Origin of the sequence: Paraburkholderia kirstenboschensis (assembly GCF_904848585.1) — a bacterium.
GTDB lineage: Bacteria > Pseudomonadota > Gammaproteobacteria > Burkholderiales > Burkholderiaceae > Paraburkholderia > Paraburkholderia kirstenboschensis.
In genome coordinates this window covers 182,550-206,221 of the sequence record NZ_CAJHCR010000007.1, presented here as the reverse complement: position 1 = coordinate 206,221, position 23,672 = coordinate 182,550, and the positions used below count along the sequence as shown (strand labels likewise).

Genomic DNA, 23,672 nt, shown 5'->3' with positions numbered 1-23,672 from the left:
CCGGGGCATGCGGCAAAGTTCGCTAACACAAGCCGGATTGACCCAGCGAAGTCCGGAGCCAGTCTCATCATCGCGACTACAAACCATAGCGCCGCGGTCTGTGACGACCATAGCAGGGAAGTCGGATTCAACACTGCGACTCCATGCGCAAACGACCACGGCGCGTGGGTCCTCTTTTTTTATTTTCCACCGTGAAGAGCCGAAGATGACCGAGCCGATAAGCTATCGACGCGCAAATGCCGACGACGTTTTGACAGTATGCAAACTGGGGCAAATTCTGAACGCGGTCCACCACCGGGCGCGTCCTGACATCTATGCAAATGCCACTCCAGAATTCGCTCGCGACGAGACGCACTGGATATCCAGCCTTCGTGGAGAAGATCGAGCTGTATTTCTCGCGGAGCAGGATAGCACTGCCGTCGGGTTTATCACGGTTCAAGTGATGCAGCCGACAAGTCCACTGCTGCAACCGATGACCGTTGGCCGCATTGGCTCAGTCGCTGTTTCGGAGCGACTGCGGGGGCGCGGCGTTGGAAGCACGCTAATGAAACTTGCCGAACAGTGGGCGCGAGAAAACGGTGCCAATGATGTGAGACTAACCGTTTGGGCGTTCAATGAGCAGGCGGTCGGTTTATATCGGGAACTCGGCTACGAGCTTCGTGCGTTCGAGATGGGAAAGCAACTGCCAATCGCCGGAAATATGCCTGTAGCTTGAGGCGATGCCTGGCCGATGGCCGACCTTCGACATCGGCACACGGTGGCGCGAAGGATCCAGCTTCAGACAACCGGTGTCAGCGATGCTTTCCATTGACCCGCTTCACAGGAACTTCCCATGCCAGCTAATGTGCTGCGCGTCGCACGCCCGACCAACGATCTCGACCGGGCCGCCAGGTTTTACACGCAGGCGCTCGGCTTCGACGTATTGGCCAGATTTGCAAACCACGATGGATTCGATGGCATAGTGCTCGGGCATGCGAACTATCCATGGCATATCGAACTGACGCACCAGCATTCAACGACCGTTGCAGATGCGCCAACGAGCGAGCATCTACTGGTGATCTACCTACCGGTTCGGGCGGATTGGGAGGCTGCCGTTCAAAGGATTCGCGCTTTAGGAATCGAACCGGTTCGCGCTGAAAATCCTTACTGGGATCGCGTCGGGCTGACTTTCGAAGATCCCGATGGTTATCGCGTGGTGCTGCAGAATGCGCCCTGGACTCTTTAGGGATACCGTGAATCTTCGAACCTTGTTTGGGAGAGTGCGGTTGCCACGCGGCTAAGACCGGCCTCGGCCCGGTACCAGCCGTTCCGCGGTCATTTTGGATGGGCGACAATGGGGCTCATTCCACCATTCGAGGCGTCGAGCATGCTGACGACCGTTTCGCTAACGCCTGACGACTTCCAGCGTTGGGCAGAACATTTAAATCGGCAGATTGCTGAATCAGGGCAGAATGGACGGCCATTTTTCTCACCTATGGAAGCCGTGGATTTCCAATCGCCCGAGCGTCGTGCCCGCTTCGAGAATGGGTTAGCGACGTCTCTACACCAGCCAGCATGGATGAGGGCATGGGCGGTGGAAGGACCGGACGCGAGCCTCGTCGCGCATCTTGACCTCAGCGGTTCCAGCATACCGTCCGAGAAACATCGCGCTACGCTCGGCATCGGCGTAGAGGACGCCTTTCATCGCAGAGGCATTGGGCGGGAGTTGATGCTAAAGGCCATAGAATTTGCTGCGCATAATGATATCGAATGGATCGACCTTTTTGTCTTCAGCGATAACCTCGCGGCAATCGGCCTTTATCGATCTTTGGGCTTCGTCAAAGTGGGCAGACGCAATGACAGGTTTCGTATATCCGGGCGCTCGGTCGACGACGTCACAATGACCCTGCGGACCAAGGGCTAGGTGACGGACTCGCTTCGGCCCAATACCGGCCGCTCGACACTAGCCAACAGATCGTTGACAATCCGAGTCTTGCCGTTGGGCCGTTCGTTACTCTACTTCGTTACTTCTCGTGATCTCACTTTCCGATCCTGAAAGCAGAACTCCCAAAGGGGACGCAGATGATTGAGCGGCATTGCGACCAGGAAACCGCGAGCAGGTTGACGCCCGTGTGGATGGACATCGCGTTCAAGGAGCGGGGCGTCAAGCGCTACGGCGTGGGTCAATGCAACCCGAGGATCGTCGAATATAACGAAAGCACGCAGCTTGCAGGCTACGACGACAAGATCGCGTGGTGTTCGTCATTTCTGAACTGGTGCATGAGGCAATCGGGCATTCCCGGAACGGGGTCGGCCTTGGCGCGCTCCTGGCTAACCTGGGGTAATGCGCTCGATGCACCCATATACGGGTGTGTTGCAGTGTTGACTGCGGATGACGCCGTCGAATGGAAAGGTCATGTAGGGCTCTTTCTCCGATCGGACGCACAGAACGTCTACTTGTTCGGCGGCAATCAGCTTGAAGAGGTACGGGAATTGGCCTATCCGCTCGATCGCGTGTTGGCATATCGCTGGCCGTAAGCGAAGCGCGCTGCACCTTCAACCCAAGTCCCGCGCGACCGTCCCCGCGATTCCAGAACCGAGTTTCTGAGCCCTTGCGCCATGCCCAAACTTCTCCCGGTATGCGGCCGGACTCGTGAGCGCGATACGTCGGAAGTGCCTGCGCATCGACTCCTCCGAGCCAAATCCCGCTAACTCGGCGACGCGGCCAATCGGCAACGGCGACTGTGCTTCGAGCATCTCACGGGCCACCGCCACGCGTTCACGCACAAGCCATTCGTATGGCGCCATGCCGGTGGCGTCATGAAATTGCCGTTGCAACGTGCGCGGACTCATTGCAGCGCGTTCTGCTAGCGAGCGCAGCGTGTGCGGCAAAGCAGGATGCTGGCGCACCCAGTCCATCAACCTGGCCAGGCGCCCGCTCTCGTCCTGCGGCATTGGACGCGGCACGAACTGCGCCTGACCGCCTTCCCGATGAGGCGGCACCACGAGCCTCTGTGCAACCCGATTCGCCACCGCTCCACCGTAATCGCGTCGCACCAGATGGAGCAACATGTCCAGCCCCGCAGCGGACCCCGCCGACGTGATGATCTGTCCTTCGTCGACATACAGCGCGTCGGACTGCACGCGCACTTGCGGGTAGCGCTGCTGCAGTTTCGCGGCGTATCGCCAGTGGGTCGTCACAGTCTTGCCGTCGAGCAAGCCGGCCGCTGCCAACACGAACACGCCGGAGCAGATCGAGCAAAGACGCGCTCCACGGCGGTGGGCATTGCGGAGCTTCTTCAGCAGCGCCTCGGGCGGCAATTCGTCCGCATCGCGCCAACCCGGCACCACGATGGTATCCGCGCGGTCGAGCAGCTTGAGCGTGTAGGGCGCGGCGACCGTGATGCCGCCCGCGGCGCGGAGTGGCCCGGGCTCAATGGCGCAAACGGCGAAACGATACCAGTCGACGCCGAGCTCCGGACGTTCGAGCGCGAACAGCTCGGTCACGCAGCCGAATTCGAAAGTACAGAGCCGGTCGTAAGCCAGCGCGACGACGAGATGAGTGTTCATGGCGTGATGTTACCGGAGATTGTCGATTACGCCACTTAACCGGTTCGCGACTCGACGCCAGAATGAGGCTCCTGGATCACTTCGCCAGGCGCTATGTTCATCCGAAAACTTATGCAGAGTTCAAACATGTCGACTACCAACGCCGTCACCGCCGTGCCCCCCGCCGACAGCGCAGCCGCGCTTGCCCACTTCCGCGCGGCGCTGCAATTCGAGACCGATTGCTCCGATGTCGCCAGCGCGCTCGCGAGCGGCACGCCCGGATTCGTGCTGCTCGACGTGCGCAGTCCGGCGTTGTTCGCGCAGGGCCATGTGCCGGGCGCGCTCAATCTGCCACACGGCAAAATAGTAGAGTCGAAGCTGGTGAACTATCCGCCTGATACGGTCTTTGTCACATATTGCGCGGGTCCCCATTGCAACGGTGCCACACGCGGTGCGATACGGCTCGCTCTGCTCGGGCGGCCGGTGAAGGTAATGATCGGTGGGATCACCGGATGGCTCGACGAGGGATTCAGCCTCTCTGCGAGCGAAGTCGAGAGGTCGCGTTAGACGGTGCAAAGCCGCGCGTGTCCCTATGCAACCGCTGCTCAATAACCCTGCCACTCGCATTGCTCTCATCGCCTGTCCACTGTCGATTGTTGCCGTTAGGACAACATGGTGAACACCTTCGAGGTGCTACTGGCGTTCGCCACCCCTAACTACAATCCGTCACACGCTCGGTCGAAAGGCGAGCAACCGAAGCGCGCGAAATTCGTGGTCGTGCTCGTGAGCCGCGCCGTGCAGTGCGGCTTGCCCCACTTAATCAACAGGACTATTGAAGATGAGCGAAACAACCCGCAATGTGCAGCCCGTTACCGCCAACCTTGGCAAAGAAGGTTCAGGCGAACTCGTGCCTTCCCGCTATGCCGTGCGCGTGGGTGACGTCGACGTGGTGCTGATCAGCGATGGCGTTCTGCCGCTGCCGACCTCCACCATGTCCACCAACGTGAGCGAAGCTGACCGCAACGAATGGTTCGATGGCCGCTTCCTGCAACGTGACATGTTCGACTGGGCGCTGAACGTCGCGCTCGTGCGCAGCGGCGAACGCCTGATCCTGGTCGACTCGGGCGTAGGCGACGGTTTCGAATACTTCTCGCGCGCCGGTCGGTCGGTGATGCGCCTGGAGTCGGCCGGCATCGACCTGGCCGCAATCACCGATATCGTGATCACGCACATGCATATGGATCACGTTGGCGGGCTGAACGTCGATGGTGTCAAGGCCAGGCTGCGCCCGGACGTGCGCATCCACGTGTCGCGCGCAGAAGTGGAGTTCTGGAAGAATCCGGACTTCAGCAGGACGGTGATGCCGGAAACGGTTCCTCCAGCGCTCCGCAAGGCTGCTGCAAAGTTCGTGAAACTGTACAGCGAAAACATCGTGCAGTTCGATCAGACCGTGGAAGTCGCAGCAGGCGTGTCGGCGCGCGTAACGGGTGGCCACACGCCGGGGCACTGTGTTGTGGATGTCGCATCGAAAGGCGAGAAGCTGACGTTCGTCGGCGACGCGATTTTCGAAGTCAACTTCGACAATCCCCAATGGCAAAACGGCTTCGAGCACGATCCTGAAGGGGCTGCGGACGTGCGCATCTCGCTGTTCAACGAAGCCGCTGAAACCGGCGCTCTGCTGGCCGCAGCGCATGTCGCCTTCCCGTCCATCGGTCACATTGCAAAGAACGGTGATGGCTTCCGTTTTGTGCCGGTTCAGTGGGACTATTGATTGGTTCTGGACTATCGGTCGTCTTCGTATAGATTGCATTGACGAGTGTCGGAAAGCCGCCGCGAGTTCACAAGACTCGCGGCGGTTTTGTCGTAAAACGACGAGCCGCCCGCGCTCTGGCAGCCGCCCCATTGCCGCCGCTGTAACCAACCTTATTGACTCGCATCACTGCCCGCGAGTCGTCGAAAGTTATGCGCAGTGGCTTGCTGCGCCGCACACGAGGTGTATCGTGTGAGGATTCTGCGCGTCTCGTCACCGTTGCCACACAGTCAGTACCGTTCATATCGGGAGAACAGCATGGCCGCACTCGTCGACTACCCCGCCGTTCTGTTTATTGTCCTGATCGTTATATTGATTGCCGCAGTGATTTGCGGAGAGGCAGTCTCAAAGCGTTTTGCCGAACTCCCCGACGACGAGAGAGAAGATTTCAAGGTCGTCCAGACCGCTACGCTGACATTGCTAGCGCTGATTATCGGCTTCAGTCTTTCAATGGCGGTGGGCCGGTACGACCAGCGAAAAAATCTCGAAGAGGCCGAGGCCAACGCCAACGCCGTTGGCACCCAATATGCGCGCGCCGATCTGGCTGACCCTGCCGTCGGTGCGGCAATGAAAAAGGCGCTCGTGCGGTATCTGCATTTGCGGCTGGACGACTATCGGACGCGCGATCCCGGGGAGCTTGCACGAATCGGCCGGGATACGGCTGCTGTCGAGTCGGAGTTATGGCGGCTCGCGACGCAGGTGGCGCGCGACCAGCCGACGCCAATAGGCGCCACGGTGGTCACCGGAATGAACGACGTGCTGAATTCACAGGACTACGCGGAGGCCGCTCGCATCAACCGTATCCCCGTAGGAGCCTGGTCTTTGATGTTCGTCATCGCCATGCTTGGTTGCGGCGTGCAGGGATATGGCGCGCGGGGAAGACTTCGAAGAAGTCTGTTGCTCGTCATTTTGCCCGCGACCGTTTCGTTATCGCTCGCGCTCATAGCGGACATTGATAGTCCGCGCGGCGGGTTGATCCACGTCCAGCCGCAGGACCTTTCGCGGTTGCTCAGAGCACTTGAGCGGTAGCGGCGCCACGCCATTTAATAAGCATGTCTGATCAAGGAGCGCATCACCGGAACCTCTGCGCGTGCCGGCGGTCAATATGAGATGTCGCCCTTTTTATCAGGGGATGCCAAATGACTGCCACTCAGCCGGGGGCTGCGCCCCTCTCCGAAGAAGACGCGCGGCGCCAGCTGCGTCGCGCCGTCATCGCCAGTACGATCGGTACTACGATCGAATGGTATGACTTCTTTCTCTACAGCACGGTCACGGGTCTCGTTTTCGCGAAGCTGTACTTCCCGCAATCGGACCCGTTGGTCGGCACACTTCAAGCTTTTCTGATTTATGCGGTCGGCTTCATAGCGAGGCCGGTCGGCGCGGCCATTTTTGGACACTATGGCGATCGCATCGGGCGCAAGGCTACGTTGATCGTCACGCTGCTGCTGATGGGGCTCGCCACGTTCGCCGTCGCATTTGTTCCTACGTACGCGTCGATCGGCATCTGGGGCGCCGTCATACTTACCGTGCTGCGCTTCATTCAAGGCGTCGGCGTGGGTGGCGAGTGGGGCGGCTCGGTGTTGATGTCGATGGAATGGGCCCGCACGAACGCGCATCGTGGCTTCGTCGCATCGTGGCCGCAATTTGGCGTACCGGCGGGGCTGTTTATCGCTAACCTCGCCGTGCTGGCCATGAGCGCGCTTTCCGGCGACGCTTTCCTCACCTGGGGCTGGCGTGTGCCTTTCTTCCTGAGCATCCTGCTGGTCGGGATAGGGCTTTATATCCGGCTGAATATCCTCGAGACGCCGATCTTTGCGAAGCTTCTCGCTGAGGGCAAGACCGAAAAGACGCCGATGCTAGAAGTCTTGCGCCGTCAGCCGAAAGACATTCTTCTTTCGGCCGTGGCGCGCATGGCTGAGCAGGCGCCGTTCTATATTTTCACGGCCTTCGTCTTCACGTATGGCGTCACGACACTCGGCGCGTCGCGCAATCTGCTATTGACCGCGGTGCTAGTGGCGTCGGTGCTGGAATTCGGCACCATTCCGCTGTTCGGCCATGTGTCTGACCTGATTGGACGTCGCCGCATGTACATGATCGGCGCGGCCGCAGCCGGCTTGTTCGGCTTCCTCTATTTCGCCATGGTCGACACGCGCAATCCGACGTTGATTTTCGTGGCCATCGTACTTTCGTTAGTACCGCACTCGATGATGTACGGCCCTCAGGCCGCATTGATCGCCGAGTCGTTCACCGGGCGGCTGCGATACAGCGGCGCATCGCTCGGTTATCAACTGGCCTCGGTGATTGCGGGCGGTCCTGCGCCGCTGATCGCGACCGCGCTCTTCGCTTACTATCATTCCGGCTACGCAATCGCGATCTATGTGTTTGTTTGCGGAGTGCTCAGCCTGATCGCCGCTTCGCAACTCGGCGACTACACGAACAAGGACATTTCGCAGGAGTACGACGAGCCGCGCTCGATGGGCGACAGCGGGCACGGTCATCGTCACGCCTGATCGTACGGTGCGGCGCAGCAAGGCCCACCGCACCGTGTAGATCGCGCTTTGCCGCCGGTGTTGGGCTTGTGCAATGGCGGCGATGCCTTCATGGTGCCGGCGCTTTCCGGCACCACGTAGTGTGACCCGCCAGCCCGTAGGTCTGTGAGATCATGCAATTCTCCATACGGATTGCGTTCTCACATGCCGACTTCCGCGACCACACACGGCAGTTCACTTTCGCTTGGCAGCGTCGGCACCATCCTTGCCTCGATGTTCTGCTTCGCAGTAGTCGATGCGCTGGCCAAGTCTGTCGCGCTGCAATATCCGGCGAACGAGGTCACGTTTTTCCGCATGCTTTTCGGCCTGTTTCCCGCCATTTTGCTGTGTTGCGGAGGAAGCCGCCCGCTGTCCGACCGCTTGCGCAATATCGACATCAAAGGGCAGACCGCGCGTGCGACCGCGCTCCTCGGCGCCTCGGCTCTGTTCTTCGCCGGCTTGCCTTATGTGCCGCTTAGCGAAGCGGTCGCGCTTGCCTATTCCGAGACGCTGATCGTCATAGTGCTGGCTCCGCTGATGCTCAACGAGCGGTTGACACCACGCGGCGCCGCGGCTGCGATTGTCGGTTTTCTGGGCGTGCTGCTCGTGGTCCGGCCGGGCGGCGCCCAGACGTCCTGGTTGGGACCCGTCATCCTGATGGCAAGCGCGTTCTGCGGCGCGCTCTCCATCGTCCAGATAAAACGCATTCGCCCGACCGACGACTCCGCCACCACGGTTCTCTTCTTCACCGCGATGGGCACCGTGGTCATGGGCTGCACGTTGTTCTTCAAATGGCGCACGCCTTCGGTGGACGCACTTCTCGTGATGGCCGCGCTCGGCGTCTTCGCGACAGCGGGCCAAATGCTGATGACGGTAGCCTTCCGCCGCGCGGATACAGGCGCGCTCGCTCCCTACAACTACACGAGTATCGTCTGGGCTGCGCTGTTCGGCTATGTGCTGTGGGGCGAAACGCTGGAACTTCTGTCGGTGGCCGGCATATTAATGATCGTGGGCAGCGCCATTGCGGTCGCGGTGCGCCGCAAAGCGCCCGAAGGACCTCTCGCCTGATGAGACGGCCTTCGGGTGCCGCATGCAATACAACTTGCTGCTAACCGGCGAATCGTGCCGCAAATGCAATCGCCGCGGTTCGCCTCGATGCGCGGCCAGTTTCCACCGTCGCCGGTCAAGCCGCCTTGTAACGCGGCGCCGGCGCATTGGTCGACAACAGCGAGAACATCGCGCGGCGCGCAGCTTCGTAGTCGTCCCACTTCTCGACCGCATGCAGCGACGGAATGGTGACCAGCTCGCCGCGATCAAAGCCGACCAGCGCTGCGTCGACCATGTCGTCGGCGGACATCACGATTGCCTTGTCGAGGTTTTCCAGCGGCAGACCACCCGTCTGCCAGAATTCGGTCGCGGTCGCGCCCGGCAGAACCGCTTGCACGTGAATGCCCTTGTCAGCCAGTTCGTGATTTAGCGACTGGCTGAAGGCCAGCACGAACGCCTTGCTGCCGCCATACACGCCGTTGAGAACCTCCGGCGCGATAGCCACGATGGACGCAATGTTGATCAACGCCCCCTTGCCACGCGCGACGAAGCCGGGCACGGCCGCATACGTGAGCCGCGTCAACGCGCTAACGTTGAGGTCGATCAAGCGCTGCATTGCATCGACGTCACTGTCGACTAGCGGCGTATGCGTGCCGACACCAGCGTTATTGACCAGAAGTGTAATGCTCGCGTCCTGTTTCAGTTTCGCTTCGACTGCCGCGAGGCCGGCTTTGTCGCCGAGATCCGCGTCCAGTATCTCGACGCTGCGGCGCGTTTCGGTCGTGATGCGACTGGAGAGCGCGGCAAGGCGCTCGCGGTTGCGGGCAACGAGCACGAGATCGTAGCCACGCCGCGCGAGGCGGTCCGCGTAGATTGCGCCCATGCCCGACGATGCGCCCGTAATCAGCGCTGTGCCCTTGTATGCTTCAGTCATGGTGTCACTCCTTTGCAATGAATCGTTGATGGCGTGACGGAATTCTGTCCCGTTTTGACGGCGGCGCAAATGACATATATGGTTAGGTTTCAGGACATACACTTGGACGGAGAACCGGCATGCACCGCGTGGGATATTTGCTGAGCGACGGCTTCCAGGTCATGGCGATCGCCACGCAAGCCGTTTTCGAATACGCGAACGTGGTAGTGGGCGAGCCGTTCTATCAGGTGGAGAATTTTTCGCCTGCGGGCGGCGAGGTGCGTTCGTCGCTAGGTATGACCGTGAGCACGAGTCCGCTTAGATCGCGGCGTCAAACGGACACGTGGATCGTCGCGGGCGTCAACGATCCGCTCGCGTCGCCGGCGCCCGAAGACGTGCTCGCGTTTCTCCGCAAAACCGGGCCGCGCGCACGGCGCATCGGCGGTATTTGCACAGGCGGCTTCGTGGTTGCTGAGGCGGGTCTGTTATCGCAGCGACGCGCCACGACGCACTGGGCTTACGCACGTGAAATGCAGAAGCGCTTTCCCGATGTTCGCGTGGAAGACGACCGCATTTATATCGTCGACGGTCCGATCTGGACGTCGGCCGGCATGACTGCCGGGCTCGATCTCGCGCTTGCGATGGTCGAAAAAGATCTCGGCGCCGAGGTGGCGCGCTCCGTTGCGCATAAGCTCGTCATGCACCAGCGGCGCTCGGGCGGCCAATCGCAGCATTCGGAAATGCTGAACCTCGCGCCAAAGTCGGACCGCGTTCAGAGCGCGTTGAACTACGCGCGTGAGAACCTGAGCCGGCCGCTTACCGTCGATGAACTGGCCGGCAAGGCGAACCTGAGTCCGCGTCAGTTCAGCCGTGTGTTTACGCTCGAAACGGGGCAATCGCCCGCGCGTGCTGTTGAAAGCCTGCGCCTCGAAGCCGCGCGCCTGATGATCGAGCAAAGCCGGCATCCGCTCGACGTCATCGCGAAAGAGACCGGCTTTCGCGACCGGCGCCATTTGCGCGAGGCGTTTATACGCGGGTTTGGACTGCCGCCGCAGGCGGTGCGCCGCGAAGTGCGTAGTGCCACGTGAAAACGCACGCGGTTCGCGGCACGAAGGCAGCGCCAATTAGCTGACGTCTCGCGTCTCGCGTTCCGGACGGCGCACGGCGCGCACCTTCCCGCTGTTTCCGCCACCGCAAAAGAACTGCCCGCTGCCATCGGACTCGAGGCCTGACACGCCGACGCCCTCGGGCATCTCAAGGCTTTCCAGTACCTCGCCGGTACGTGGGTCAATGTGCCTCAACTCGCTTGCATCGTCTTCCCAGGTGCCGTGCCAAAGCTCGCCGTCGACCCACGTGACGCCCGTCACGAAACGGTTCGACTCGATGCTCGAAAGCACCGCGCCGGTCTCTGGATCGACCTGATGAATTTTGCGCTCGCGATACTCGCCGACCCACAACGATCCCTCGGCCCACGCGAGTCCCGACGCGCCATTGCCTCCCGGCGCAGGGATGCTCGAAAGCACTCGGCCGGTTGCCGGGTCGATCTTGTGGATGCGGCCTGCGGCAATTTGAAAGAGATGCTGGCCGTCGAAGGCTGTGCCCGCGTCGGCGGCGATTTCGATTGCGCGCACAGTCTGGCCGCTCGCGGGATCGAATGCGTTCAACGTCTTGCCCGTTGCAATCCAGACCTGCTGGCCGTCGTAGGTGACGCCGCCTACTTGCTGGACGTCCGGGAACGGACCGTATTCGCGGATGATAGTGGCGTTTGATCGATTCATGCTGTCATCCTAATTGAGCGTGACGGGCGAGGGGAGTAACAACGTTGTCGCGAATCCGGACGCGGGCGGGGCCATCCAGCGGCGCGCCCGTCCTCGACCAAACGACTGGGCTTTGCCGACGGCCGCGAGCGAATCGAGTGTGCGCTGCACGGTGCGCTGGCTTGCGCCGAGTGCGAGCGCGAGCGCGGAGCTCGACCACGACTCGCCATCCGCGAGCAGCGCGAGCATTGCCGCATGAGTCTCTTCGACGGGCCGCGCGAGCACCCGAACCTCCTGCCCATCGCGCGGCGCCAATGCAAAGCCACGCGGCGTCGCGCTTATATCGGCCAACGTGCCAAGCATCGTGCGAAGCCGGCCGATCTCCACCCGCAGACGCGCGCGATGCGAGTCATCGGCAAGTCTCGTTCTGAATGCGCGTGCGATTAGCGCGTCGCGCGGCACATCGGCGGGCCATGCTTCGGCAAGCTGGTACGCGAGATTGAACAACACCGGGCGCCTTGCCAGCGACACAGCCGTGCCGGACTTCTGCACGACATTGCGACAGGCGTCGACCACAAACGCGTTCGACATCAGCAGTGCTTCAACCTCGTCAAGCAGCAGCAGCCGTTGTTCGCCGCGTGCGATCAGGCGCGCGGCTGGCAGGTTCAACGTATGCGATGCGCTTTCGACCTCGGCAATCAGCGCGGGAATATCCGCAGCTTGCGCCGCGTGCCTGGCTCGTGCGAACGCGGCGCGAGCCTTGTTGGCCTGCAAACGCCGCAGCGCAATGCCTGCCACCATTAGCTGATGCGCCGCCCTCAGCATGGGCGGCAAAGGCGCGAAATCGAGCGCGCCAAGCATGCGCTCAGCCTCGTCGATATGTCCGATCAGAACAAGCCTGCGAACCTCCAGATAGCCCGCATGCGCGGCATTGGCGCGGTCGCCGTGTGCTTCGAGCGTCGCGCGCGCAGTGGTGAGCGCTCTCGCCGGCCATGCAAGATCGCGCGACGCCAGCGCAATCTCCGCCTCCGCCACGACACATCTTGCGCGGGCCACGGCTTGCTTCGAACCGAACGCGCGCGCCGCGCTTCGCACGAGCGCCTTGGCCCGGATGAAATCGCCCAGTTGCGCCATCGCGATGCCGCGAAGCGCGAGCGCCGGGGCGTCCTCGCGTAACGCGACGCGCTTCAATGCGCCGAGCGGATCACCGGCAGCGAGCGCTTGCGCGGCGGCCTTGATTAGCGGGTCCATGTTGATTGAAATCGCGCCACACTTGTCACTCCCACCGTCCGGAATCCCGATACTAATCTAGCACGACCGCCAACCAGTACGTCGTATCGAAAGCGATCGAGCGACGAGTGAAACCGAACGGAGAGAACCATGACCACGACACATCCGACCGGGACGCGCGAGCAGTGGCTCGCAGCGCGCCTCGATCTGCTGAACGCGGAAAAAGAACTTACGCGACGCAGCGACGAAGTGGCGCGCCGACGCCAGGAATTGCCTTGGGTCCGCGTCGACAAGACGTACCGATTCGAGACCGGGCAGGGCATCGCATCGCTTGCCGACCTTTTTGGAGGACGCTCGCAGCTCCTCGTTTATCACTTCATGTTCGGGCCGGACTACAAGGCAGGGTGCCCGTCTTGCTCGTCGATTGCGGATGGCTTCGACGGCATCGCGATTCATCTGGCCAATCACGACGTGGCGCTGACGGCCATATCCCGCGCGCCGTTGGTGAAGCTGCAGGAATACCAGCGGCGCATGGGGTGGACGTTTCCGTGGGCTTCGTCGGCGGGCAGCGACTTCAACTTCGACTTCAACATCTCGTTCACCGAGGAGCAGCAGCGCGAGGGCACCGTCGAATATAACTATCAGCGCGGCCGTCACGCAATGGACGCGGTACCGGCTCCGGAGCCCGTCGCGCAATTCGCAGCGACATGCGGTACCGACGCATCCACCTACGCGCGCGACCGGCCAGGCCTGAGCGCCTTCGTACTCGAAGACGGCGCGGTCTACCACACGTATTCCACGTACGCGCGTGGACTGGACGGCCTGTGGGGCATGTACCAATGGCTCGACCGCGCGCCGAAAGGCCGCAATGAGACCGGCATCTGGTGGCGCCGTCACGACGAGTATGAAAAGCGCTGAGGTGCGTGATGAACCCCGGGCGCGCAAGCCAATGCGGCGACTTCGCGACGCGAGAATTCGGCACGCGCGCTTCTCGTTCGCGCGCGATCTTTTACGGTGTCTGCGCGTTGCTATTTGCACTCAGCGCGGCGGCAACCATCGTTGCATGCGTGTCCATGTCGACCATGGGCGACATGCCCATGCCCGGCGGCTGGACCATGCCGACGATGTGGATGGCCATGTGCGGCCGCACGTGGCCACGCATCGCGGCATCGTTCGTCGGCATGTGGGTCGTCATGATGATCGCGATGATGCTGCCGTCGCTCGCACCCGTGTTGTGGCGATACGGTGAGGCGCTTGGCAGAGCGGGGCACGCGCGAGCAGGGCTTATGACGTTGCTCGCCGGCGTCGGCTATTTCGCTGTGTGGGCCGCGCTGGGTGCGGCGCTCTTTGCGCTCGGCGCGACATTAGCGGCGCTTGAGATGCAGACACCCGCGATTTCTCGCGCTGTTCCCGTTGTAGCCGGCGTAATCGTGCTCGGCGCGGGTGCGTTGCAACTCACGGCGTGGAAGGCGCATTATCTTCGCTGTTGCCGCCACGCGGCGCCATACCGCCTTCATGCATTGCCGACGCGCGCGGTTGCCGCGATGCAATACGGTGTGCGCTTGGGTGTCCATTGCTGTTTCTGCTGTGCAAGCCTGACGGCGGTGCTTGCCGTGTCCGGCTTGATGGATCTGCGTGCAATGGCGGCCGTCACGGTCGCAATTTGCACTCGAACGCATGGCGCCGCGCGGTGAATTCATCGCGCGAGGCTTCGGGTTCGTGATTATCGGCGCCGGTTTGTTTATGATCGTGCGAGCCGCCTCGCTCGTGTAAAGACCTGTATTCAACATCAGAAAAACTCATTCGATGACCCGATACGTTGCTTTTCTGCGCGCCGTGAATGTCGGTGGAACCGGCAAGCTTCCTATGGCGGAATTGCGGACTATGTGCGAGTCCGTTGGCTTCACCAACGTACGGACGTACATCGCAAGCGGCAACGTGGTGTTCGACAGCAAGCTTGCCGAGGCATCGGTGAAAAGCCGGCTCGAGCGTCGCCTTGAAGAGTACGCGGGCAAACCGGTGGGCGTCGCGGTGCGAACCAGCGAGGAACTTGCGCAGGTGCTGACCGCTAATCCGTTCAAGTCCGCCGCGCCGAACCGGACGGTCGCGATTTTTCTCGACACAGCGCCGCCTGCCGACGCGCTCGCTCACGCGAGCGGCCAGCGCGAAGAAGAAATGGCGCTCGGCACGCGCGAAATCTACGTGCACTACAACAACGGAATGGCGGATACGAAGCTAAAAATCCCGGCCGCCAAAACGGGAACCGCACGCAACATGAACACGGTTGCCAGGCTTGTGGACATGGCGAATGAGTAGCGCATACGGCTTGTGGCATCGGCGGAAATAAAAAAGGGCGGCACGCGTGGTGCCGCCCGCTTATGAACCGCCAATTGCCAGATCAGCCGCTTAGCGCACCTTGCCCGCCTTCCACGCCGACAGCAACTGCTCGTACTTGACCGTCTCGCCCTTCGGCTTCTCGTTGCCGAGCTTCTTCCACGGCGCGTGTTGGTCGGACAACCACTTCGACGGATCGCTTGGCGGATTCAGCTCCGGCGCACACACTTTCATGCCGGCGCGTTGCAAACGGGACAGTACCTGGTCCATTTCCTTCGCGAGGTTATCCATTGCGGCCTGCGGCGTCTTTTCGCCGGCGACTGCCGTGCCGACGTTCTTCCACCAGAGCTGAGCCATCTTCGGATAGTCGGGCACGTTGTTGCCGGTCGGCGTCCACGCGACGCGTGCCGGGCTGCGATAGAACTCGATCAGACCGCCGTACTTGTCCGCGTTTTTCGTGAAGTAGTCGCTATGAATGTCGGAGTCGCGAATAAACGTGAGACCGACTATCGACTTTTTCAGCGACACGCTCTTTGCCGTCACGAACTGCGCATAGAGCCAGGCTGCGGCGCGCTGATTGGCCGGCGTCGACTTGAAGAAGGTCCATGAACCGACGTCCTGGTAGCCGTTTTGCATGCCGTCTTTCCAATACGCGCCGTGCGGCGACGGCGCCATGCGCCACTTCGGCGTGCCGTCCGGATTCGTGACATTGCCGGGCTTGAGCATCGACGCGGTAAACGCCGTGTACCAGAAGACCTGTTGCGCGATCCTGCCTTGCGCGGGCACCGGGCCCGCCTCGCTGAAGGTCATGCCCGACGCCTCCGGCGGTGCGTATTTCTTGAGCCAGTCGATGTACTTGGTCGTCGCGTAGACCGCCGCGGGACTGTTGGTGCCGCCGCCGCGCGACACCGACGCGCCCACCGGATGACAGCCGTCCGGCGTCACGCGTATGCCCCATTCGTCGACCGGCATGCCGTTCGGAATGCCCTTGTCGGCTTCGCCCGCCATTGAAAGCCAGGCGTCCGTGAAGCGCCAGCCGAGCGACGGGTCTTTCTTGCCGTAGTCCATATGACCGTAGACTTTTTCACCGTCGATGTTCTTCACGTCGTTCGTAAAGAACTCGGCGATGTCTTCATACGCGGACCAGTTCACCGGCACGCCCAGCTCATAGCCGTACTTCGCCTTGAATTTGTCCTGCAAGTCCTTGCGTGCGAACCAGTCGGCGCGGAACCAGTAAAGGTTTGCGAACTGCTGGTCGGGGAGTTGATAGAGCTTCTTGTCCGGTGCGGTCGTAAAACTCGTACCGATGAAGTCTTTGATGTCGAGGCCAGGGTTCGTATACTCCTTGCCTTCGCCCGTCATGTAATCGGAAAGCGGCACGATCACGCCGTAGCGATAGTGCGTGCCGATCAGATCGGAGTCGGAAATCCAGCCGTCGTAGATGCTTTGCCCGGATTGCATCGACGTCTGCAACTTTTCGACGACATCTCCTTCCTGAATGATGTCGTGCTTTACCTGAATGCCGGTGATTTCAGTGAATGCTTTCGCGAGTGTTTTCGATTCGTAGATGTGCGTGTCGATAGTTTCCGACACCACGTGTATCTCCTTGACGCCTTGCGACTTCAGTTTGGCAGACGTGTCGACGAACCATTTCATTTCGTCCATCTGCTGCTGTTTCGAAAGTGTGCTCGGTTGAAATTCGCTATCGACCCATTTTTGCGCTTCGGGCATACCCGCTGTTGCGTGATTCGCGAGGGCACCTGACACGATGCCTGCCACTGCGAGCGCGACGATCCGTCTCCTCTGTTGCATGGTCTTCTCCTGTGTCTTTCGTGCCCCTTGAATCTGGCCGGAGCCCGCTCGGGGCATCAGCGGAACCGGGAGTTGCGAGCCTTCATTGCGTGTGTCTGTGCGTGCGTGTCTGCGTGTGCCGACTCGCTAGCCTTTCCACATGATCGCGAGCAAAACGAGCACCGAGGCCGCGAATCCCGGCCACGAGTTCGAGCCTTCGGCGCTGATGCCGATCCATGCGAGGTTCACATACGCCGCCGCGAGCAGACCGATGAACAGACGGTCGCCGCGTGTGGTCGAGATGGGCAGAAAGCCCTTGCGTTCAGTCGTCGGCGAGCGCAGTTCCCACATGGTCATGCCTGCCAGCATCACGACAATGCAGCCGAAGAAGAGCGCCACTTCGGGCGTCCAGTACATCCACGTGAACATCAGACTCTCCCCATCGCAAAGCCCTTCGCGATGTAGTTGCGCACGAAGTAGATCACTAGCGCACCTGGAACGATGGTCAGCACACCCGCCGCTGACAGCACGCCCCAGTCCATGCCGGCCGCCGACACCGTGCGTGTCATCACCGCCGCGATCGGCTTCGCGTTCACGGAGGTCAGCGTGCGTGCGAGCAGCAGTTCGACCCAGCTGAACATGAAGCAGAAGAACGCCGTGACGCCGACGCCCGACTTGATCAGCGGCAGGAAAATCTTCACGAAGAAAGCGGGGAACGTATAGCCGTCGATATACGCTGTTTCGTCGATTTCGCGCGATACGCCCGACATGAAGCCTTCGAGAATCCACACAGCGAGCGGCACGTTGAACAGCATGTGCGCAAGCGCCACGGCAATGTACGTGTCGGTCAAACCGACGCTCGAATAGAGCTGGAAGAACGGCAGCAGGAACACGGCGGGCGGCGTCATCCGGTTGGTGAGCAGCCAGAAGAACATGTGCTTGTCGCCGAGAAAGCGGTAGCGTGAGAACGCGTAAGCGGCAGGCAGTGCGACGAGCACCGACATCACCGTATTCATCAGCACGTAGACGATCGAATTGATATAGCCCCAGTACCAGGACGGATCGGTGAAGATGATCTTGTAGTTCTCGAACGTCACGTGCTGCGGCAGCGTGGCGAACGTCGACATGGTTTCTTCGTTCGTGCGCAACGAGATCGATAACATCCAGTACAGCGGAATCAGCGCGAACAGCATATAAACGACGAGCACCAACGTGCGCATCCAGCGGCGCTTATCCTGCATGTTCGTCTCCTTCCGCAGCGGGGCCGCCTTTGCCTACACGGCTCATCCAGTTATAGAGAATGAAGCACAGCAGCAGGATGATGAGGAAATAGATCAGCGAAAATGCGGCGGCTGGGCCGAGGTCGAACTGGCCGACCGCTTTTTGCGTCAGGTACTGGCTGAGGAACGTCGTCGAATCGCCAGGACCGCCGCCGGTCAACACGAACGGCTCCGTGTAGATCATGAAGCTGTCCATGAAGCGCAGCAGCACGGCGATCATCAGCACGCCGCGCATCTTCGGTAATTCGATGTAGCGGAACACGGCAAAGCGGCTCGCGCCGTCGATTTCGGCGGCCTGATAGAACGCATCGGGAATCGCGCGCAGGCCCGCATAGCACAGCAACGCGACGAGCGGCGTCCAGTGCCAGATGTCCATCACCAGCACGGTGAGCCATGCGGCCGTGGGGCTCGCCGTGTAGTTGTAGTCGAAGCCGAGGCTATTGAGCCAATACCCGAGCAGACCGATATCCGGGCGTCCAAAGATCTGCCAGATCGTGCCGACCACGTTCCATGGAATCAGCAGCGGCATGGCGAGTATGACGAGCGCCGCGGATGCGCGCCAACCGGAAGCTGGCATCGCAAGGGCGAGGCCCACGCCGAGCGGAATCTCGAACAGCAGCACGCAAGCGGAAAATATGATCTGCCTGCCGAGCGCGCCGCGCAGATCGGGATCGGTCATGATGTTGCGAAACCACTCGGTGCCGACGAACACATGCTGTGTCGGGCTGATGATGTCCTGCACCGAATAGTTGACCACGGTCATCAGCGGCAGGATCGCGGAAAACGCGACGCAGATAAACACAGGTACGACCAGCAGCCACGCTTTCTGATTGACGGGCTTGTTCATCGCGCGGCCCCTTCGGAGATGCGTGCGTCGATTCTTTCGTCGTTGCAGAAGAACACCGTTTCAGGCGCGGCGAGGCGCAGCCAGGCCGGTCCGTCCACCACGCGAACATGCGGATCGAGCTTCGCGTTGAACAGATGGCCGTCGCATTGCGCTGTGACGAGCTGATAGTTGCCGAGCTGTTGCGCGCGCAACACCTGCGCCTTGACCGCACCCGCTTCGCTTTCCTGTGCGAGCCGCACGAACTCTGGGCGAATGCCTAATGTGAGCGCGGCGTTTGCGTGCTGGTGCGCATCTCTTAGCGTCGCGAGTGTGCCGGCGTCGAGAGCGAGCCGCTGCGCGCCGATTCTCGCGCCGTCCGCGTCAAGCTCGATTGGGCAAAGATTCATGCCGGGGCTACCGATGAAGTAGCCGACAAACGCGTGATCCGGCCTTAGAAAAAGCGCATCGGCGCCGCCCTTCTGAACGACGCGACCGTTTGTCATGACCACGACTTCGTCAGCGAAGGTGAGTGCCTCGACCTGATCGTGCGTGACGTAGATGAGCGTGAGCTTGAGTTGCTGATGGATTTTCTTCAACTGCCGGCGCAACATCCATTTCATGGCCGGATCGATCACGGTCAACGGCTCGTCGAAAAGGATCGCTGCGACGTCCTGGCGCACAAGGCCGCGCCCCAGTGAAATTTTCTGCTTCGCGTCCGCCGCCAGGTTGCTCGCCTTATGCGGCAGATCGCGCGTCATGTCGAGAATTTCGGCCACTTCGTGCACGCGCTTTTTCACTTCGGCTGCCGGCATTTTGCGGTTGCGCAGCGGAAACGCGAGGTTGTCGAACACGCTCATGGTGTCGTAGATCACCGGGAACTGGAACACCTGCGCGATGTTGCGCTCGCGTGCGCCCAGCGCGGTCACGTCGCGTCCGTCGAACAGCACCTTGCCCTCGGACGGCTTGACGAGACCCGACACGATGTTCAGCAACGTGGTCTTGCCGCAACCAGACGGTCCGAGCAACGCATAAGCGCCACCGTCTTCCCAGACCATGCTCATGGGTTGCAGCGCGTAGTCGTCGAGCGTCGCCGGCTTTGGACGATACGCGTGCGCGAGATTCTGGAACTCAATGCGCGCCATAAGCCGCCTCCGGGCTGGATACGAGCTTCGTATCCGCGCCGAACACAAACAGTTCGTCGGGGTCGATGAATACGTCGAGTTGCGTGCCGAGTTCGATCTGATGCACGCCTTGCAACTGCGCGACGAGATCAATGCCGCCATTGAGCGTGTGCAGGTGCAGATAGGTTTCCGAGCCGCTCAATTCGGCAAGTTCGAGCCGGCATGGAACGGCGATCGCACGCGATGTCTTCGCTGCAAGACGCAAGTGCCCGGGCCGGATGCCGATGCGGCATGTGCCGTTCACAGCGGTACCGCGGCGGATCGGCACGTCGATGCCGATCGGCAGTCGCGCGCTGCCGTTACCGTTCATTTCGCTCGTGAGCATGTTCATCGGCGGATCGTTGAAGACGGCTGCGGCGCCGACGTTGACCGGTGCGTTATAGACGTCGAGCGTCGGACCGAATTGCAGCACGCGGCCTTTATCGACGATCGCGGTATAGCCGCCGAGCAGCAGTGCTTCCAGCGGCTCGGTGGTCGCGTACACCACGGTCGTCTTGCCGTCCGCGAAAAGCGTGGCGAGTTCCATGCGCAATTCTTCGCGCAGCTTGTAGTCGAGATTGACGAGCGGTTCGTCGAGCAACACGAGCGATGTGCGCTTCACGAGCGCACGGGCCAGCGCGCACCGCTGCTGCTGGCCGCCTGACAGTTCGCTCGGCCGCCGCTCCAGCAGATGCTCGATATGCAGTTTGGCCGCGACTTCCTGCACGCGTCGGCGGATTTCGGCGGGATCGGTCTTCTGTAACTGGAGCGGCGAGGCGATGTTCTGAAACACCGTCATCGCCGGGTAATTGATGAACTGCTGATAGACCATTGCAAGGTTGCGCTGGCGCACACTGACGCCTGTCACATCCTGGCCGTCGACGAGCACGCGGCCCGCACTTGGCCTGTCCAGTCCCGCCATGACGCGCATTAGCGTGGTCTTGCCTGCCTGGGTGGGGCCGAGCAACACATTGATGGCGCCTGGCACGAGACGCAAATCCACGCCGTACAGATACGGTTGCCCGCCAGAAACGACACTGACTTGCTCCAGTTCCAGGACCAAATTGCTCTCCTTTCAGGCGCGAGATATGTCTGTGTGTCTGTGCGCCGTCCGCAAAGCCGGAGCTTCGCGGCGGGCATCAATTGGTTTGCACTCTGATTACATGCAGCAAACAGAATGTCCCTTTTGTTGGTTTGCGTTTAAATCGGGGTTAACCTTACGAAAGGCGGAAATAGAGAACCTTGTCGATTTGCGTCTCCGTAAGCCTCGACTAGCAGCCTGCCGCTTTCTCGGAATGCCCAACAATTGGGAAAGGCGATTTACGCCGACTCCTGGCCGATTTGACCTTTCGACTTATGTTTACGTAATAATCGGGACCCACGCTGCCCGTTCGATTCACTAACCATTAAAAATGCGTAGGTCATGGCTTTTAGCGAACCAAGGTCTCCATTTTTCAGGTGGATCGTCTCTTCCGCTCAGAACCTGAGCCCCGAGAACCGGCAGATACTCCTCGCCAATCTTTTCACGCGCACATCGTCAATCGTGTTCGCGTCGATCTGCGAAATCAGCGTCTGCGCGACTGCCTGCTATCTGTATCCAATCCTGCTATATGCGACTTGGACCGGCGCCGTTGTTTTGCTGCTCATGGTGCGTCTCTGGCTTATCTGGCTGTGTTGCCGCTGTAGTGCGCGCGGTCTGCCAACGCCTACCTCCTCGTTTGTGCTCGCGAGCATTGTGTGGAGCGCGTTGTTCGGCTTCGGCAGTTTGCTCTGCAATATCAGCGGCGACGCGACGCTTTTTCTGCTTGGCAACGTTTGCGCCGTCGGCGTCGTCGGCGGGCTGGCCGGACGCAATGCGGCCACGCCGCGGCTCGTCATGCTGCAGATCCTCTTCATTCTCGGTTTGCTGGGCGTTGGCGCGGCGTTGTCGCCCGGCTCGGGAAAACTCGTGCTGCTGTTTCAGGCGCCGTTCTGTGCCGCCGGTTTTCTGACCGTGGCGCTTCGCAGCAATCGCGATACGGTCGCGCTGCTGCTCGCGCGCGAAAACAGTCAGAGGCTCGCGCATCACGATAGCCTTACAGGCTTGCCGAATAGGGCGCGCATTAATGAATTGCTGCTGGAGCGCACGGCGGTGGGCGCGTCGCATCGCGAGCCATTGTTCGCTGTTCTATTGATCGACCTGGACGGCTTCAAGGCAATCAACGACAGCCTGGGTCATGCCGCCGGCGACCAGATTCTTCAGGAGGCCGCGGTCCGCTTGCGTGAAGTGCTGCCTGCCACCGACATCGTCGGGCGCCTTGCGGGCGATGAATTCGTGGTCATTTCAGAAGCACCCGACCCGTCCCGCGATGTGCGCGTGCTGGCGGACAGCATCGTCAAAACGCTGGCTCGGCCTTTCGCGTTGAGTGACGCGCTCGTTCATATCGGCGCGAGTGTGGGGGTTGCGCTGTGTCCCGAGCACGCTTCGACCGGGCCGCAGTTGCTGATTTGCGCCGACCGCGCGTTATACGCGGTCAAGCGCAGCGGCAAGAGCGCGTACCTGATTTTCGACGCGGAGCAGCATGTATCCGACGAAAACCTGAGCCTGCTGCGCAGCGACCTGGAAGGAGCGCTGCGTTCGTTCAGCGGACTGCGCATGGAGTATCAGCCGATTGTCGATGTGGCCAGCGGCTTTGTGACGGGCCGCGAGGCGCTGATTCGCTGGACGCACCCGACACGCGGCGAGCTGTCGCCCTCGGCTTTCATTCCGACTGCGGAGCGTACCGGCCTCATCCTCGCGCTCGGCGAATGGGCGTTATTGCAGTCCTGCAAGGAAGCGGTCATGTGGCGCGACAAGGTTCCCGTCGCGGTCAATGTATCGCCGGTGCAATTGCGTGAAGAGACGTTCGCCTCGATCGTTGCGGGCGTGCTTCGCAAGACGCGGCTTCCGCCCGAGCGTCTTAACATCGAGGTGACGGAGACGGTGCTGCTGAACGACGACGTGGTGACCCGGCGCAATATCTCGCGGTTGCGTGCATTGGGTATCGGCCTTGCGCTCGACGATTTCGGCACTGGCTTCTCGACCATGTCGACGCTCGTGCGTTTCACATTCGACAAGCTGAAGATCGACAGTTCGTTCGTCAAGGAGTCGGTGCATCGACGCGAATCTGCCGCGGTCGTGCGAGGCATCGTCGCATTGGCGCGCGAAATCGGCATGCCGACCACGGCCGAAGGCATCGAAACGGAAGAGCAACTCGACTTCGTGCGCCGTTCCGGCTGCACGCACGCGCAAGGCTTTTTACTCGGCAAACCGGTGCAAGGCTGCGAGATCGCGCGCATTGACGAAAAGCTTGCCGCGCAATCGGTGAATCCGGCCTAAGCGGGCACTACCGGTTTTTTGTCGTAGCGGGTCAGCGAAACAAAGACCGGTCTCTTTCGCAGCCGTGGCGAGCGGCAACGGTAAGCGTATGCTGCGCATTATGAGGCGGC

At 61.1% G+C, this 23,672-nt stretch carries 24 protein-coding genes; 14 read left to right on the top strand and 10 right to left on the bottom strand.

The features are described from left to right. The first annotated feature begins 205 nt into the window (after positions 1-205). From JMY24_RS20095 to JMY24_RS20080, 4 genes are all read left to right on the top strand, one after another. Positions 206-715 (top strand): GNAT family N-acetyltransferase, encoded by a 510-nt coding sequence (locus JMY24_RS20095; protein ID WP_128584519.1) that lies wholly within the window; start codon positions 206-208, stop codon positions 713-715. A 117-nt stretch (positions 716-832) separates the two neighbouring features. Continuing rightward, positions 833-1,225, top strand: a complete 393-nt coding sequence (locus JMY24_RS20090) for a VOC family protein (protein ID WP_128598174.1) — start codon at positions 833-835, stop codon at positions 1,223-1,225. 141 nt (positions 1,226-1,366) lie between these two features. Continuing rightward, the gene (locus JMY24_RS20085) at positions 1,367-1,903 is read left to right on the top strand and encodes a GNAT family N-acetyltransferase (RefSeq protein ID WP_164853830.1); all 537 of its coding nucleotides are present in this window, start codon (positions 1,367-1,369) and stop codon (positions 1,901-1,903) included. A gap of 158 nt (positions 1,904-2,061) precedes the next feature. Further along, positions 2,062-2,517, top strand: coding sequence for a TIGR02594 family protein (locus JMY24_RS20080; protein WP_128598176.1), 456 nt, complete (start codon positions 2,062-2,064; stop codon positions 2,515-2,517). Positions 2,518-2,535: 18 nt separating this feature from the next. Here the strand turns inward: JMY24_RS20080 and ftrA are convergent, their stop codons facing one another. After that, positions 2,536-3,549, bottom strand: a complete 1,014-nt coding sequence (gene ftrA / locus JMY24_RS20075) for a transcriptional regulator FtrA (protein WP_201702733.1) — start codon at positions 3,547-3,549, stop codon at positions 2,536-2,538. A 126-nt stretch (positions 3,550-3,675) separates the two neighbouring features. Here ftrA and JMY24_RS20070 point away from each other — a divergent pair, with 126 nt between their 5' ends. From JMY24_RS20070 to JMY24_RS20050, 5 genes are all read left to right on the top strand, one after another. After that, positions 3,676-4,095 (top strand): rhodanese-like domain-containing protein, encoded by a 420-nt coding sequence (locus tag JMY24_RS20070; RefSeq protein ID WP_413231258.1) that lies wholly within the window; start codon positions 3,676-3,678, stop codon positions 4,093-4,095. A 271-nt stretch (positions 4,096-4,366) separates the two neighbouring features. After that, complete coding sequence (locus tag JMY24_RS20065; protein WP_128598178.1) at positions 4,367-5,299, top strand: MBL fold metallo-hydrolase; 933 nt, start codon at positions 4,367-4,369, stop codon at positions 5,297-5,299. A 297-nt stretch (positions 5,300-5,596) separates the two neighbouring features. Continuing rightward, positions 5,597-6,367, top strand: a complete 771-nt coding sequence (locus JMY24_RS20060) for a bestrophin-like domain (RefSeq protein ID WP_201702732.1) — start codon at positions 5,597-5,599, stop codon at positions 6,365-6,367. Between the two features lie 110 nt (positions 6,368-6,477). After that, positions 6,478-7,848 (top strand): MFS transporter, encoded by a 1,371-nt coding sequence (locus JMY24_RS20055; RefSeq protein WP_128584513.1) that lies wholly within the window; start codon positions 6,478-6,480, stop codon positions 7,846-7,848. A gap of 183 nt (positions 7,849-8,031) precedes the next feature. Continuing rightward, positions 8,032-8,934 (top strand): DMT family transporter, encoded by a 903-nt coding sequence (locus JMY24_RS20050; protein ID WP_128598179.1) that lies wholly within the window; start codon positions 8,032-8,034, stop codon positions 8,932-8,934. Between the two features lie 115 nt (positions 8,935-9,049). Here JMY24_RS20050 and JMY24_RS20045 read toward each other — a convergent pair whose 3' ends face one another. Further along, positions 9,050-9,847: an SDR family NAD(P)-dependent oxidoreductase gene (locus tag JMY24_RS20045; RefSeq protein WP_128598180.1), complete on the bottom strand. Its 798-nt coding sequence runs from the start codon at positions 9,845-9,847 to the stop codon at positions 9,050-9,052. 119 nt (positions 9,848-9,966) lie between these two features. On the opposite strand from JMY24_RS20045, the gene JMY24_RS20040 reads away from it, so the two are divergent. Next, the gene (locus JMY24_RS20040; protein WP_128598181.1) at positions 9,967-10,914 is read left to right on the top strand and encodes a GlxA family transcriptional regulator; all 948 of its coding nucleotides are present in this window, start codon (positions 9,967-9,969) and stop codon (positions 10,912-10,914) included. A gap of 36 nt (positions 10,915-10,950) precedes the next feature. On the opposite strand, the gene JMY24_RS20035 is transcribed toward JMY24_RS20040, so the two are convergent. Further along, positions 10,951-11,604 (bottom strand): Vgb family protein, encoded by a 654-nt coding sequence (locus JMY24_RS20035; RefSeq protein ID WP_128598182.1) that lies wholly within the window; start codon positions 11,602-11,604, stop codon positions 10,951-10,953. A gap of 9 nt (positions 11,605-11,613) precedes the next feature. Next, a complete protein-coding gene (locus tag JMY24_RS20030; protein ID WP_128598183.1) occupies positions 11,614-12,834 on the bottom strand; it encodes a helix-turn-helix domain-containing protein in 1,221 nt (406 codons plus the stop codon). Between the two features lie 129 nt (positions 12,835-12,963). On the opposite strand from JMY24_RS20030, the gene JMY24_RS20025 reads away from it, so the two are divergent. From JMY24_RS20025 to JMY24_RS20015, 3 genes are all read left to right on the top strand, one after another. Beyond that, positions 12,964-13,731 (top strand): DUF899 domain-containing protein, encoded by a 768-nt coding sequence (locus tag JMY24_RS20025; RefSeq protein ID WP_128598184.1) that lies wholly within the window; start codon positions 12,964-12,966, stop codon positions 13,729-13,731. An 8-nt stretch (positions 13,732-13,739) separates the two neighbouring features. Continuing rightward, positions 13,740-14,507: a DUF2182 domain-containing protein gene (locus JMY24_RS20020; protein WP_328809232.1), complete on the top strand. Its 768-nt coding sequence runs from the start codon at positions 13,740-13,742 to the stop codon at positions 14,505-14,507. 112 nt (positions 14,508-14,619) lie between these two features. Next, positions 14,620-15,129 (top strand): DUF1697 domain-containing protein, encoded by a 510-nt coding sequence (locus tag JMY24_RS20015; RefSeq protein ID WP_128598185.1) that lies wholly within the window; start codon positions 14,620-14,622, stop codon positions 15,127-15,129. A 90-nt stretch (positions 15,130-15,219) separates the two neighbouring features. On the opposite strand, the gene JMY24_RS20010 is transcribed toward JMY24_RS20015, so the two are convergent. The 6 genes from JMY24_RS20010 to JMY24_RS19985 all read right to left on the bottom strand — a co-directional run bounded on the left by JMY24_RS20010 (position 15,220) and on the right by JMY24_RS19985 (position 21,267). Continuing rightward, a complete protein-coding gene (locus tag JMY24_RS20010) occupies positions 15,220-16,959 on the bottom strand; it encodes an ABC transporter substrate-binding protein (protein ID WP_128598186.1) in 1,740 nt (579 codons plus the stop codon). A 126-nt stretch (positions 16,960-17,085) separates the two neighbouring features. Next, a complete protein-coding gene (locus tag JMY24_RS20005) occupies positions 17,086-17,367 on the bottom strand; it encodes a DUF2160 domain-containing protein (protein WP_128598187.1) in 282 nt (93 codons plus the stop codon). Then, the gene (locus JMY24_RS20000) at positions 17,367-18,179 is read right to left on the bottom strand and encodes a carbohydrate ABC transporter permease (protein WP_128584506.1); all 813 of its coding nucleotides are present in this window, start codon (positions 18,177-18,179) and stop codon (positions 17,367-17,369) included. Before JMY24_RS20000 ends, JMY24_RS20005 begins: the two co-directional genes overlap by 1 nt. Next, positions 18,169-19,065, bottom strand: a complete 897-nt coding sequence (locus JMY24_RS19995; protein ID WP_088175542.1) for a carbohydrate ABC transporter permease — start codon at positions 19,063-19,065, stop codon at positions 18,169-18,171. Before JMY24_RS19995 ends, JMY24_RS20000 begins: the two co-directional genes overlap by 11 nt. Beyond that, the gene (locus JMY24_RS19990) at positions 19,062-20,186 is read right to left on the bottom strand and encodes an ABC transporter ATP-binding protein (protein ID WP_128598188.1); all 1,125 of its coding nucleotides are present in this window, start codon (positions 20,184-20,186) and stop codon (positions 19,062-19,064) included. Before JMY24_RS19990 ends, JMY24_RS19995 begins: the two co-directional genes overlap by 4 nt. Next, positions 20,173-21,267: an ABC transporter ATP-binding protein gene (locus JMY24_RS19985; RefSeq protein WP_128598189.1), complete on the bottom strand. Its 1,095-nt coding sequence runs from the start codon at positions 21,265-21,267 to the stop codon at positions 20,173-20,175. Before JMY24_RS19985 ends, JMY24_RS19990 begins: the two co-directional genes overlap by 14 nt. A gap of 360 nt (positions 21,268-21,627) precedes the next feature. On the opposite strand from JMY24_RS19985, the gene JMY24_RS19980 reads away from it, so the two are divergent. Next, the gene (locus JMY24_RS19980) at positions 21,628-23,562 is read left to right on the top strand and encodes a putative bifunctional diguanylate cyclase/phosphodiesterase (RefSeq protein ID WP_128598190.1); all 1,935 of its coding nucleotides are present in this window, start codon (positions 21,628-21,630) and stop codon (positions 23,560-23,562) included. The last annotated feature ends 110 nt before the right edge of the window (positions 23,563-23,672 follow it).